Origin of the sequence: Microbulbifer magnicolonia (assembly GCF_035117725.1) — a bacterium.
In the GTDB taxonomy this organism is placed as follows: Bacteria; Pseudomonadota; Gammaproteobacteria; order Pseudomonadales; family Cellvibrionaceae; genus Microbulbifer; species Microbulbifer magnicolonia.
The window spans coordinates 183,286-196,738 of sequence record NZ_JAYEFD010000004.1 but is presented as its reverse complement, the minus strand read 5'-3'; the positions used below and the strand labels follow the sequence as shown (position 1 = coordinate 196,738).

The 13,453-nt window shown below is 51.4% G+C and carries 10 protein-coding genes; all 10 read left to right on the top strand.

Annotated elements, in window-relative coordinates; translation table 11 throughout:
- Nucleotides 1-161 precede the first annotated feature (161 nt).
- Complete coding sequence (locus RRF64_RS17115; protein WP_323847140.1) at nt 162-1,382, top strand: acetyltransferase domain-containing protein; 1,221 nt, start codon at nt 162-164, stop codon at nt 1,380-1,382.
- A gap of 669 nt (nt 1,383-2,051) precedes the next feature.
- On the top strand, nt 2,052-2,420 hold the full coding sequence (locus RRF64_RS17110) for a hypothetical protein (RefSeq protein WP_323847139.1): 369 nt from the start codon (nt 2,052-2,054) through the stop codon (nt 2,418-2,420).
- Between the two features lie 34 nt (nt 2,421-2,454).
- On the top strand, nt 2,455-3,186 hold the full coding sequence (locus RRF64_RS17105; protein WP_323847138.1) for an AraC family transcriptional regulator: 732 nt from the start codon (nt 2,455-2,457) through the stop codon (nt 3,184-3,186).
- Nucleotides 3,187-3,657: 471 nt separating this feature from the next.
- Nucleotides 3,658-6,465 carry a TonB-dependent receptor gene (locus tag RRF64_RS17100; RefSeq protein ID WP_323847137.1) on the top strand — a complete coding sequence of 936 codons (2,808 nt, stop codon included), beginning with the start codon at nt 3,658-3,660 and terminating at the stop codon, nt 6,463-6,465.
- A 276-nt stretch (nt 6,466-6,741) separates the two neighbouring features.
- The gene (locus tag RRF64_RS17095) at nt 6,742-7,881 is read left to right on the top strand and encodes a Gfo/Idh/MocA family protein (protein ID WP_323847136.1); all 1,140 of its coding nucleotides are present in this window, start codon (nt 6,742-6,744) and stop codon (nt 7,879-7,881) included.
- Nucleotides 7,882-7,903: 22 nt separating this feature from the next.
- A complete protein-coding gene (locus RRF64_RS17090) occupies nt 7,904-8,986 on the top strand; it encodes a sugar phosphate isomerase/epimerase family protein (protein ID WP_323847135.1) in 1,083 nt (360 codons plus the stop codon).
- On the top strand, nt 8,977-10,224 hold the full coding sequence (locus RRF64_RS17085; RefSeq protein WP_323847134.1) for an MFS transporter: 1,248 nt from the start codon (nt 8,977-8,979) through the stop codon (nt 10,222-10,224). Before RRF64_RS17090 ends, RRF64_RS17085 begins: the two co-directional genes overlap by 10 nt.
- A 47-nt stretch (nt 10,225-10,271) precedes the next feature.
- A complete protein-coding gene (locus RRF64_RS17080) occupies nt 10,272-10,967 on the top strand; it encodes a 3-keto-disaccharide hydrolase (RefSeq protein WP_323847133.1) in 696 nt (231 codons plus the stop codon).
- A 16-nt stretch (nt 10,968-10,983) separates the two neighbouring features.
- Nucleotides 10,984-12,666: a GMC family oxidoreductase gene (locus RRF64_RS17075; protein ID WP_323847132.1), complete on the top strand. Its 1,683-nt coding sequence runs from the start codon at nt 10,984-10,986 to the stop codon at nt 12,664-12,666.
- 1 nt (nt 12,667) lies between these two features.
- Nucleotides 12,668-13,417, top strand: coding sequence for a gluconate 2-dehydrogenase subunit 3 family protein (locus RRF64_RS17070; RefSeq protein WP_323847131.1), 750 nt, complete (start codon nt 12,668-12,670; stop codon nt 13,415-13,417).
- Nucleotides 13,418-13,453: the final 36 nt, after the last annotated feature.

The following is a 13,453-nucleotide window of genomic DNA, read 5'->3' as shown; positions in this document are numbered from 1 at the left end:
CGGCTTTTATATAGGTGAATAGCGAAAGGCCCCGGCGCATACATCCACAGCCGCCTGAGTCCGATCTTGCAATCCATGCTCGAATAGTCTTTGCTTGTCGCTCGTCTCTGATGTAAAGCGGTGCCCCAAACTCCATAAACCGACATTACTACGTAGCCGCCATGCAAAATTCCGCATCAGTTAATCCTTCCATCGAGGCCGTTCAAGATCCCCTTGAAGCCGAGCAGGCGCAGGTCAGGGCCGGTCGTCTGGTCTCGGTCGATTTTGCCCGCGGCCTGGTGATGGTGCTAATGGCCCTTGACCATGTGCGCGACTTTACGTCCTCCGCGAGGTTTGCGCCGGAGGACCTCAACGAGACCAGTCCCGCCTATTTCTTTACCCGCTGGATCACTCATTTCTGCGCGCCGCTGTTTGTGCTGCTGGCGGGCATGGGTGCCGGCTTTATGCGGGCGAGCCGATCACCACGGGAACTGAGTATTTTCCTGTTCACCCGCGGCGTCTGGCTTATTTTTATCGAGCAGACAGTGATGTCGTTTGGCTGGAGCTTTGTGCAGCCACAGGGCTATGCATTCGTGCTGACGACGCTGTCGATGATCGGTTTTTGCATGATCAGCATGGCCGTCTTTATTCACCTGCCACGATTGCCGCTGTTACTGCTTAGCCTGGCACTGATTGCCGGGCACAACCTGCTCGACGGGCGCCTGCCGATGCCCGAGGAGGGCGCGCCACCGTTGTGGTACGGGCTGCATGAGGACATCTTTACCCGTATCGCCGGAATACCGCTGGTAGTCGTGTATCCACTGCTACCGTGGCTGGCGGTGATGCCACTGGGTTACCTGCTGGCGGATCTGTATAAACAGCCGGCCGATAGTCGCAGGCGGGTGCTGACGCTGTTAGGTGGAGGCGCCATCGCCCTGTTTCTGCTATTGCGCGGATTCAATATCTACGGCGACCCGGTACCCTGGGAGGGCCAGGTCAGTTTCGGTATGACATTGGTCTCCTTCTTTAACCTGGAGAAGTACCCGCCCTCACTGCTCTACCTGTTGATGACCCTGGGGCCTGGTCTGTTGCTGCTGGCCTGGTCGGAGCGCCTGCGCGGGCCATTGGTGGATGTGATCAATACGTTCGGCCGGGTGCCCTTTGCCTATTACGTTCTGCATATCTACATTGCGCATCTGCTGGCGCTGGGGTTGGCGCAGTGGCAGGGCTTCGGCTGGTTTGCGGCCGCCGGCGGCTGGTGGACATTGCCCGAGGGTTACGGTCTGCCGCTGCCCGTTGTTTATCTGGTCTGGCTCGCGGTGGTCGCGCTGCTGTATCCGTTCTGTCGCTGGCTGGCAGCGGTCAAGGCGCGGCGCAGAGACTGGTGGTTGAGTTACCTCTGACAAATACAGAAACAAAAAAAATGGCGAGCTCTGGGGCTCGCCATTTTTCGTTTGGTCCGCTTGTATTCGGCCCCAAAAGGAAATTACTCCATGTAACTCTCAACCGGCGGGGAGGCTCAGATCCGGTTGCGGTCGCCCTAGACGTTGTCTGTGCCGTTAGAAGGCGACCCACGTTGTGCATGCTTTGCCACTGCGCCAGGCGCACCACCAGTTCGCGGCCAAAGGGTCGCGGCCATAGGGCAAGGCGGAAACACTCGTGAGGAACTAAGGCAGTGACTGGATTTCTATTTTGCGTCTCGTGCTATGCGCGGAGCGGCGACTATGTCTGACGTCGCAAAAGCTTGATACCTGACCCGTGTCTAGGGGTGATGGCGCATGGGTCCCGCAAGCTCTATGTTCAATTAATGGAAATGACGCAAAAGTTCTCCCGCTTGGCGCATAAATCAGCATTGTGTGTAACAATCAAGAGGCTGACTTTCGAGAATTTTTGTGATTTCCTGCCTGGCAATTGATCGCACTGGTCAAATTCAATACTCTGGCCAGGTGGCCCCAGCCGGTTTGCGTAGCGCTCTTCGCTGTTGTTGCTCAAATAGTAACCGGCATGCGACGCAGGGCATGGCTGGTACCTGACTGTTAGCAAAATAATAAACAAGATGAGAGCCCTTGCAGATGTTATCTCTGAGTCCGTCATTTCTGGCGGTAACCGCGGTGCGGGTCCTGCCTGATTTATTACCTTTTGCGCAAGATTGCAGTGAATCAAAAATTGTCGACTGCTGCCCGAAGGGATGTGTGATGAGCAGTGGTATCCGCGGCGAGGAGGCATCCCCACTGGTGTCCCTGGCAATGGAATATGTTGTAGCTGGTGTGTTTCTCACCAATAAGGGTGACCTCCAGATGACTGAACCCCAGGCCAAGGTCGCGCCCCAGCTCAATATGCAGCCCAACATGCGAGTCTTCCCGAGAGCTGAGAGTGCCGCTTTCGACCTCGTCGTAATCCCGCACTTTCTGTCTCTGGACCAGCTATCTTATTGTCACTAAGACGCTGCTGGATGTTGCTACTGAAGGAGGATGCATGAAATACGAATCTATACTGTCTCAAATTTCGACACAGCAAATAATTTCAATGTTTGATCTTCTCTCAGATGTCATTTTTTGGATAAAAGATGAGGCAGGTCGGGTAATTCACTGCAATCAAGAATTCGTAGAACACGTTGGCCGAAAATCCATAAGTCAGGTTTTAGGTCATTCAGATCTGGACTTTTCACCTTCTTATTTGGCCAAAAATTTCATGCTGGACGATCAGAGGGTAATGGCTGGCGAATTAATTACTGATCGACTGGAACTGAATATAGGCAAATCTGGCGATTTAGCTTGGTTCACAACCTCTAAGCGACCTTTGAAAAATTCCAACGAAGAAATAATTGGAACCTATGGTATCGCTAGGAATCTTAAAGAAACCGTAAAGACGCTGTCAGGCATGGAAAAAATAAGAAGACCAGTGGAATTCATTAAGAATAACTATAGTCAAGCGATCACTATTGAACAGCTGGCAGAAGTGGCAAATTTGTCTGTAAGTGCTCTGGAGCGGCGATTTCAGAAGTACTTAAAAAAAACGCCGATGCAGTTTGTGCGCGAGATCAGGCTTGAAAATTCAAGACGCATGCTAGTTGAAACTCAAATGCCTATTTCTGAGATTGCCTACCAGAGTGGATTCTCCTCGCATAGTTATTTTAGCCGCCACTTTGGAAAAATGTTTGGTCAGCTGCCTGCCAGCTATCGAGAAGAGATTCAGGAAAAGTTGTAATCTCAGAGGGCAAGTCAGTCACTAAGTAGATAAATACCCTGTCAGCACATGATACGGCTAACCATCGCCTTTCAGAGCAGGTTATCTCCCCAGCATCTAGAGCTTACTCAGCTTCTGCCTAAGGATTGGCGGCTACATGGCTGCTCAATCGCATATCAGTTGTGCTTTATCGTAGGTTGTTTTTTATGCGATTTGGCGGCTTACCCAAGCGAAAATCTGGGAATTGTTTCTGTGTCTATAGTTTCCTGAAAATAGCTACGCGCCGATTTTGTTGCATTGACGTCCGAGTTTTAATTACCTTCGTGACGACATTCTTTCCTAGTATCAGGGTGCTCGATAAGTAGACGATGTCTCATGGGAGTAATCGTGCTTTATCGAGACTCAGGTGGACTCCGGCTACTTGAGCATCGAAAAATAGAGTAGTGGTATCTTTCGAATAGCGATAATTAGAAGAGAAAATTGGGAAAGAACATGATGATAAATAAAACTGATTGCCAATATGCAACTGCGACGAGAGGGAAGCTTTTCACGCGCACCGCACTATGCGCCGCAATATCAATTGCAGCTAGTGGGGTGGTAGTTGCGGACGAGGCAAATTCTGGTAGCCCTGCCCTGGAAGTTGTCGAGGTCATTGGTATCTTGGAGAGTAATACCAAAAACCTAGAAATTAAGCGGGATTCAAATTCAATTGTAGATGCGATTACTGCGGAAGATGTCGGCAAGTTCCCCGATAAAAACGTGGCGGATTCGCTTCAGCGCGTCCCAGGTATAACCATCACCCGAGATGGCGGCGAGGGTAGTCGAGTCAGTATTCGGGGAACCAGCTCCGACTGGACGTTTACCCAGTTGAATGGCAACTACATTGCCACTTCCGACAGCGGTCAACCCACTCGCAGTTTCAACTATGCCCTACTGCCATCCAATATGATCAGCAGCGTGGAAGTCTACAAGAGTCCGGAAGCGCGTATCGACGAGGGTGGCATTGGCGGCACCGTAATTCTTCACAGCCGTAAACCTCTGGATCTAGACGCTGGTGAAGGTGTCATCACCGCCGAGTCAACCTATTCGGACACCACGGAGAAATTCGAGCCGAATTTCAGCTCTTTTTATTCGTGGAAAAATGAAGCTGGGAACTTCGGTGTATTGGCCAGTTACACCAAACAGGACCGTACTGTTGGGGCCATAGAAAACAATGCGAGCCACTGGCGCTTCCATTCCGACACGGTAGAGGGCGCCGAAAGGCCGGCCATCGTCGACCAGGCAACAGGCGAGGTCTACAACAATGTGTGGGCCCCCCGAGCTATGGGAATTTCCAATAAGCAGCAGGATCGAACTCGGGATGGATATCAGCTGACGACGCAGTGGCGCCCCACCGAGCAATTGGAGTTTTCCCTCAACTATTTTGGTTCTACGCTGGGCTACAACCGCAGCGAACAGCGCCTCACGCTAGCTGAGTGGAATGACAATCATAATCCTTATTTTGGTATTGAGCTGGAAGGGGATACCGTTGTTGCCTACGGTTTTGGGGATAATGGTCTGCTCAACGATGCCAACTGGGGTGACGCAGATGTGAACGGGGGTGTAGAGGTTCGTCGTGGCCTGTTGTCTCCACAGTTGACTGGCGAGGACATCACCGGAGAATCAGAATCGAACACTTACGATTTCGAAGCTTCGTACGACGGCGGTTTCTATACCGCAGATGTGAACATCGGCAGAACCGAAGCGAAGGGCGGTGTATCCGAGCGCATCATGGCCAACATGGATGCTCGCAATGGGTCGGTCAACAGCTGGTTGTGGTCGATCAAAGGCGGCAAGCCCGATTACGAGATCTCGGAAGACCTCACCTCTGATCGCGACGCCTATCCGTACTACGACTGGTTCAGCTCTGATTCCACCCGGAACAAAGATACGGAAGACTATTACCAGTTAGACCTGACGTTTGACACGAAATGGGATTTGATTACCAAAGTCTATGTCGGCACAAAGTACCGCGACCATGAAATTAAGTCACTGAGAGATACCTTCCGTTGGGACGACGGTATCCCGGATAACGGCGGCTATCGTGGCTGGCTGTCCGGAACCGAATGGTTCCATAACCCTGATTTCCATCCAGATACCTCGACGCTGCTAGGTTATGACGTCGTGGATAATAGTGCTGGTGATACCGGTGCAATCAACTATCTGCCGTTTGATATGGATGCCTTAAAGCAATATGTGAGTGACAACTTCTCTCGCACCGTTGTTCCGGTCCTTTCAGGCACGTACACGATCAACGAGAAGATCTTCTCAACTTACGCCCAGGCAGATTTCCAGTGGCAGGACTTTCGCGGTAACTTCGGCGTTCGTTACGTCAACACAGATCTGACCACTTCTACCTATGACGATATTGTTGGCCAGGAGTCAGATGTGACCGCTGCCAACGACCGCAGCGCCGACAGCGACAATTTTCTGCCGAGCCTGAACGTGGCCTGGGACTTAACCGATGACATCGTACTACGTTTTGCTGCGGCCAAGACGATGACTCGAGTTAGCTACGGGGATCTAGGACAGGCCGAGTCTTATGGTCCTCCGGTAAATATTAATTCGAAAGATTCATGGACCGGCCGAGGTTCGGGTACATCTGCCAATACTGGTCTCGAAGCCATGATGGCAAACCAGTATGACCTGGGTGTTGAGTGGTACTACGCTGACGGTTCGGCGCTTGGCGCAACGCTATTTGACAAGGAAATCAGCAATCTTCCGGTCAGCATCGTCGAGATCGTCGAGCGTGAACATAGCTGTTGTAACGGCCCGATTGAAGTTGAAATGAGCACCAAAATTGGGGGCGGAGAGGCAACCTCAAGAGGCGTTGAGCTCTTTGCCCAGCATGCCTTTGAGAGTGGCTTTGGTGTTATGGCGAACTATACCTACACCGACACTAGCACCTCAGGCGTACTCAATGACGGCGTGTCTACTGAGGCAGAAATCCCGGGTACGGCCAAACACCAGTACAATCTCTCCGGTTATTACGAGAATGATACTTATAGTGTACGAGCCTCTTATAACTGGAAAGATGATCGCGCTAGCTGGATTCATCAGGGTTACAACATGTACGACAAGGCGTACGGCCAGCTTGACGTCAACGCCAGCTATAACTTCAATGGAAGTCTGAGTCTTACGGCATCGATTATTAACCTGACCGAAGAATCACAAGAAGGTTTCTGGAAGCAGGAAAACAGGATGACTTATTATAATTACTACGGGCGGCGTTTCTACCTTGGCGCTAACTACAAATTTTAATGAGTCGTAACTGAAGTGTAGGTAACAGGCATAGGGTGCCCCCTATGCCTGTCTATTTCACTGAATCGATGTGGCAATTTTGTATTTAAGGTCTAGTCAGGAGCACGGAGAGGGCTATCTGACGGCTACGGTTCTCAATCGGTAGATTGTGGAGATTGAGTTCTCAAGTTTTGCAAAAGGATACGGCGAACTTTCGGCAGATATCGGGGAATCTCCATGCTTGAGCGTATAAATTAATCGGTTAAATCGGGTTTCTGCAGTATGAGAAAACTACGAATGGGTATGGTAGGCGGTGGCAACGGCGCCTTTATTGGTGCTGTTCATCGCATCGCCGCGGCGATAAATCAGGATGTAGATCTGGTTTGTGGTGTGTTTTCAGCCGACAAAGGGCGAAGCCTGGAGTCTGGGCGGTCGCTATATCTTGATGAAGATCGCTGTTATGGAAGCTATGAGGAAATGTTCGATTGTGAGGCGCGGCTCCCTGCGGACCAACGCATGGAATTCGTCGCGATCGTCACGCCAAATCATCTCCATTTCCCCGTAGCCATCGCCGCACTGAGACATGGATTTCATGTTATCTCCGACAAGCCCGCAACAATGAATCTGCAGCAGGCAATCGAACTCAAGGGTGCTATCGAGGATAGCGGTTGCCTTTACGCCTTGTCGCATGCTTACACCGGTTATCCACTTATCAAGCAAGCCAGGTACCTGATTGAAAAAGGCGAGCTCGGCAATGTCATCAAAGTGGTCGTGGAATACAGTCAGGGTTGGTTGGCTTCCAAAGAGGACGAGCAGAGTAAGCAGGCCAGCTGGCGCCTGGACCCCGAAATGGCCGGAAGCAGTTGTTGCATCGGGGATATCGGCGTCCATGCCGCCAATCTGGTGGAGTACGTTTCCGGGCTGGAAATTGCCGAATTGTGCGCAGATATTTCCTCCATGGTGGTGGGCCGGAGACTCGATGATGACGGCACTGTCATAGTCCGATTTAACAATGGTGCCAAAGGTGTCTTGATCGTGAGCCAGATCGCAATAGGGGAGGAGAACAATCTCCGGCTGCGCATATATGGCGACAGGAAGAGCATCGAATGGTCGCAACAGGAGCCGAACACCTTGTGGTTGCGTTCAAATACGGAGCCCACCCAGCAGATCAGAACTGGCGTGGGAGAGCTGTGTCTGGCCGCGCAGATGGCTACGCGGACGCCTGCCGGTCATCCGGAAGGTTATTTGGAGGCTTTCGCCAATATCTACAAGAATTTCGTGTTGCAAATACGGGCCTATCAGCGCGGGGAAAAGGCCGATAGTAAGTCATTCGATGTTCCTGGAATTGACGAGGCCATTAGGGGGATGGCATTTATTGAAAATACTGTTGAAGCCAGTCAGTCGAATATGAAATGGAAGACCTTTTCCGTTAATTAATGGTAATTTGGGGACAAAATAGGTGGCTAAAATAAAAGGTCCTGGAATTTTTCTGGCGCAGTTTGTCAATGATGCGGCGCCCTTCAATGATTTACACAGCATTTGCCAATGGGCAGCCAGTCTCGGCTATAAGGCTATTCAGCTGCCTACTACGGATCACCGTCTTTTTGATCTGGATAAGGCCTATCAGAGTTCAACTTACTGCGATGAGATTAAAGGTATTGTCGCCGACGCGGGGCTTTCCATCAGCGAACTTTCCACCCATTTACAGGGGCAGCTGGTCGCGGTTCATCCCGCTTACGACCGGCAGTTTGATGCTTTTGCTCCTGAATGCGTAAGAAATAATCCAAAGGCTCGTGCGGCGTGGGCTTCCGAGCAAGTTACGATGGCGGCAAAAGTAAGTGAGCGCCTGGGCTTGAACGCACATGCAACATTTTCTGGGGCGCTTTTATGGCCTTCATTCTATCCCTGGCCGCAGCGCCCTGCAGGCCTGGTAGATGAAGGTTTCAAGGAATTGGCAGCGCGGTGGTTGCCGATATTAAACAAATTCGAGGATGCCGGCGTCGATCTGTGTTTCGAACTACATCCGGGTGAAGACTTACATGATGGTGTTACTTTTGAGCGGTTCCTCGATGCGACCAATCACCATGTGAGTGCCAATATTCTGTACGACCCGAGTCATTTTGTCTTGCAGCAGCTGGATTACCTGGAGTTTATCGATATTTATCATGATCGAATCAAGGCCTTTCACGTCAAGGATGCCGAATTTCGTCCTAATGGCAGGAGTGGTGTCTATGGTGGCTATCAATCCTGGATCGAGCGTCCCGGTCGTTTCCGTTCTCTGGGTGACGGGCAGGTCGATTTCTTGCAGATCTTCAGCAAGTTGACCCAGTACGGGTTCGGCGGTTGGGCGGTCCTTGAGTGGGAATGTTGTTTGAAACATCCCGAGGATGGTGCCCGGGAAGGTGCAGGCTTCATCTCGAGACACTTGATTAGGACCAGTGATCGCGCCTTCGACGATTTTGCATCAAGTGGAAGTGACCCCGCGTTAAACCGACAAATTCTTGGGCTGGATTCATTGGATAAAGGTGAAACATGTCTGTAAATAATCATAATAAATTATTCGTGGCGAGCTGTCTGGCACTAACAGTAACCGCGATGACATTTGCTATCAGAGCCGGAATACTTGGCCAGCTCAGCCGTGATTTCGGCCTGTCAGATGTTCAACTCGGTTGGATCAACGCGATGGCGTTCCTTGGCTTCCCGATCGCAACCATGGTGGGTGGGCTGATTTACAATCTTATCGGCGCCAAAAAGCTGGTGCTGATTGCGTTCATTGGACACGTCCTGGGGCTGGTGTTGACCATAACGGCAGACGGCTTCTGGGCCCTGCTTATTTCCAGCTTCTGCATTGGTTTCGCGAATGGGTCGGTTGAGGCAGGTTGCAACCCCCTTGTGGCCAGTATTTATAGCAGCAATAAGACTACCATGCTCAATAGGTTCCATGTTTGGTTCCCGGGTGGGATTGTTGTTGGTGCACTGGTTTCGAAATTTATGACGGATCTCGGATTCGGCTGGCAGGCGCAGATTGCGGTAATGCTGTTGCCGACGGCTATTTACGGTTACCTGATCCTGAGCCAGGACTTTCCCCGCAGCCATGCGGTCGACACCTCGACCGCTAACAATATAGCGGCCATGTTTTCGCCGCTGTTTCTGTTCGTCGCCTTCTGTATGACCCTTACTGCTACCAGCGAGCTGGGGACACAGCAGTGGATAGAGCGGATTTTGGGGGCGGCTGGCGCATCGCCAATGCTCATCATGGCGATGATCACCGGTGTTATGGCAATTGGACGCTATTTTGCTGCACCGATCGTCAAGAAACTGAATCCTGAAGGCGTACTGCTTTATTCGGCGATAGTCACCTCTATTGGAATCTATAGCATGAGCGTGTCGACGGGACATATGCTCTATATTTCTGCGCTTATTTTTGCCTTCGGCGTAACTTACTTTTGGCCCACGATGCTCGGTTTTGTGGCTGAAAATATTCCGCAGGCCGGGGCCCTCGGTATGTCGATAATGGGCGGCATTGGGATGTTCGCCGTGAGCATGTGGAATCCCATTATTGGTGGATGGATTGATCAGGCTCGGGAAGAAGCGCTGGCAGCGGGCGGAAGTCCACAGGTGGCGGAGCTGATAGCCGGTCAGGCGACACTGGAGAATCTTAATATATTTCCGCTGGTGTGCATTGTTGCCTTCCTCGGTCTGAATTGGTACATGAGGAAGCGTTACATCAAATCGAGCGTTGAAAGTGCTACTTCATCCCAGGCGGTTGATGTTAATTGATTGGGACTTGTAATCTTTAAAAATAAAGAACGGAAGGTGATATAGCTATGAAAAATATGCTTGGAAACGCGTTGGTGATGATGGCTTTGACGGCTTCTTGTGGTGTGTCGGCGCAGAATAATGTGTTGACGCAAGAGGAGAGGGCGGAGGGGTGGGAGCTGCTTTTTGACGGCCACGATTTGAGCAAGTGGCGAAATTTTAAGAAGGATGGCCTGAGCGAGAAGTGGCAGGCAATAAATGGTGAAATGGTGCTCACTGGTGCTGATGGTGGCGACATCTTAACCAAGAAGAAATATGCAGACTTTGACCTGAAGTTAGAGTGGAAGATTTCCCAGGCGGGCAATAGCGGCATTTTCGTTTTAGCTGATGAGCTTGGTGATAAAATTTATTCCAATGCGATCGAGGTGCAGATTCTCGACAATGAGCGGCATTCGGATAACAAACTTGCTTCGCATCTCTCCGGTTCAATCTACGACATAGTCGCGTCCCCCGCTTCTTCTCATAAACCCGCAGGTGAGTGGAATCACGTACGTATATATCTTAACCAGCGCCATTTGAAGGTCTGGCAGAATGGCGAGAAGACCGCAGAAATTACTGTCGGCAGTGATGAATGGAATGACTTGGTATCTCGCAGCAAATTTAGTACGTGGGAAGGATTTGCAAAGGCCGAAGGCGGTTACATCGGACTGCAGGATCACGGCAATAGAGTCGCGTTCAGAAATATTAAAATAAAAGAAATGTAATACGAGGTGTCCAGGTATGAAAGATTTCGATTACGAAGTTATTGTCGTTGGCTCGGGTGCCGGCGGTGCGATGGCCGCCTATACGCTTACCAAGGAAGGTCATAAGGTATTGATGCTTGAGGCCGGCCGGGATTACGACCCTAAGAAAGAAACACCGATGTTTAAACGCAACGGTGATGCTCCTCTTATGGGAGCTGGTAACGCAGATAAGAACTTTGGATATTACGACGCAACTGTAGACGGCGGCTGGACGGTGCCGAATGAACCGTACACTACCGGCGAAGGTTCTGAGTTTTTATGGTGGCGCGCTCGTATGCTCGGAGGGCGGACCAACCACTGGGGTCGTTACTCGTTGCGTTTCAGCGAACACGACTTTAAGGGGAAATCCCGAGATGGCCTGGGTGCCGACTGGCCAATCGAGTATAAGGATCTAGCCTCGTGGTATGACAAGACGGAAGAGATTGTCGGTATCTGTGGGGTCAACACTGGATTGGATGACATGCCTGACGCATCTGAAGGCATCCTTCAGCCGCCGCCCAAGCCCCGAGTTCCAGAGCTGCTCGTGAAAGCGGCCGCAAATAAACTGGGCATTCCCACGGTACCGATGCGCCGGGCGGTTTTGACTCGCCCGAAAGACAATCGCGCAGCCTGCTTTTATGCCACGCCTTGCGGGCATGGCTGCTCGATCGGTGCGGCATTCCAGACCACCACTTCGTTGATTCCAATGGCGAAAGCCACCGGCCGATTGCAGGTGATCACGGATGCCATGGTGAAAGAGGTGAACGTCGATGATAGCGGCAAAGTTACGGCGATCACTTATATCGATAAAAAGACTGGGTCGCCCCGCAGACTTGAAGCGCGTGTCATTATACTGGCGGCCAGTGCCTGTGAGTCTGCACGTATCTTGCTGAATTCCAAGAATGAGCATCATCCGAGAGGTCTGGCTAACTCCAGTGGGCATGTCGGTCGGAACCTGATGGATTCAACCGGTATGAATCTGGGGGCGATGATTCCCGGCCTTCAGGGACGGCCGATTTACAACGAAGATGGCCATACCGCGAATCATCTGTTCATACCCTGGTGGGGGCACAAAATGCAGGAAAAAGGGGAGCTGGATTTTCCCCGTGGTTACCACTTTGAAATCGGTAGCGGATTCCGCGAGCCCGGTGCCGGTGTGCCCGGCGATCTCGATGGTTACGGTAAACCGATGAAGGATATTGCGAAACGCGCATATGGCTCCTATGTAGGGTTGTCTCTACGTGGTGAAATGCTGCCGAACGAACACAGCTACATGGAAATTGACGAAAATGTCAAAGACGCCTGGGGCATTCCGGTCGCGAAATTCCATTGGAAATGGTCTGAGCATGAGCTCAAGCAGGTTGAGCATGGCTTGAAAACTGCCAAGGCAATTCTCGAAAACATGGGGGCCACGTTCACCAATCCATTACCAAAGGCAGAGGATGCTATTTCGAAGGGGGGCGAAATCATTCATGAGGTTGGCAGCACGCGTATGGGTTCATCCCCTGAGGATTCTGTAACCAATCAGTGGGGACAAACTTGGGACTGCGACAACCTTTTTGTGATGGATGCGGGTGTGTTTGCCTCCAATCCACACAAGAATTGCACCCTGACGATTATGACCCTGGCCATGAGGAATTCCTCCTGGTTGGCTGAGCAGTTGAAGCAAGGAGTTCTTTAAAATGGCTTCTAACAAAGATAAAGCAGTAGATGGGAAATCCTATAAGCCCGGCCTGACTCGCAGGGAATCGTTGAAGTGGTTGGGGCTGCTATCTGCCTCTGTGGCCGTTCCAGCTATCATCACATTGAGCGGCGAAGAAACAGTTGCTGAAACTGGCAAAGGGCACTGGCCGGAGCTATCGCTGAAGCCGGTTTCATCCAAGGGTTACGGTAAGGATCCTAACCTGATCGTGCCCCCGGAATCCCCCTGGCCGTTAACGTTGGAGCAGAGAGAACTTAATACGATAGCGGTGCTGTCTGACATTATTGTGCCGCGAGAGGGAGGCGTTCCCTCCGCAAGCGAAGTCAAGGTGCCTGACGTCGTCAATGAGTGGGTCAGTGCTCCGTACGCAGGACAGCAGAGGGACCGCCTAGAAATCCTGAGTCTGCTTGCCTGGCTGGAAGATGAGTCGACGTTGCGCTACAAGAACGGCTTCCGCGCGATAACGCAGTCTCAAAGGATTGCGATCATAGATGATATTGCCTTCAAGAAGGCATTCCGTTCAGAGGCGTTCGCCCGGCCAGCGAACGCCTTTTCCCGGTTGCGCTCTCTGGTACTCGCTGCTTTCTTTTGCTCGCCTGAAGGTACGAAAGATCTTGGCTATCTGGGTAACGTGCCTATTGCTGGAGATTACCCGGGCCCTACACGCGAAGCAATGCAGCATCTGAACGGCTTATTGGATCATCTTGGGTTGTCACTGGAGATCGCTTAACTCAATAAGAGTGTAAGTTGATCTTGCCCGGTAAAC

What these genes read in the sequence shown, in the direction of transcription:
- RRF64_RS17095 (WP_323847136.1), top strand. Translation starts at nt 6,742, where the DNA reads ATGGGTATGGTAGGCGGTGGCAACGGCGCCTTTATTGGTGCTGTTCAT.
- RRF64_RS17100 (WP_323847137.1), top strand. Translation starts at nt 3,658, where the DNA reads ATGATGATAAATAAAACTGATTGCCAATATGCAACTGCGACGAGAGGG.
- RRF64_RS17085 (WP_323847134.1), top strand. Translation starts at nt 8,977, where the DNA reads ATGTCTGTAAATAATCATAATAAATTATTCGTGGCGAGCTGTCTGGCA.
- RRF64_RS17115 (WP_323847140.1), top strand. Translation starts at nt 162, where the DNA reads ATGCAAAATTCCGCATCAGTTAATCCTTCCATCGAGGCCGTTCAAGAT.
- RRF64_RS17070 (WP_323847131.1), top strand. Translation starts at nt 12,668, where the DNA reads ATGGCTTCTAACAAAGATAAAGCAGTAGATGGGAAATCCTATAAGCCC.
- RRF64_RS17080 (WP_323847133.1), top strand. Translation starts at nt 10,272, where the DNA reads ATGAAAAATATGCTTGGAAACGCGTTGGTGATGATGGCTTTGACGGCT.
- RRF64_RS17075 (WP_323847132.1), top strand. Translation starts at nt 10,984, where the DNA reads ATGAAAGATTTCGATTACGAAGTTATTGTCGTTGGCTCGGGTGCCGGC.
- RRF64_RS17110 (WP_323847139.1), top strand. Translation starts at nt 2,052, where the DNA reads ATGTTATCTCTGAGTCCGTCATTTCTGGCGGTAACCGCGGTGCGGGTC.
- RRF64_RS17105 (WP_323847138.1), top strand. Translation starts at nt 2,455, where the DNA reads ATGAAATACGAATCTATACTGTCTCAAATTTCGACACAGCAAATAATT.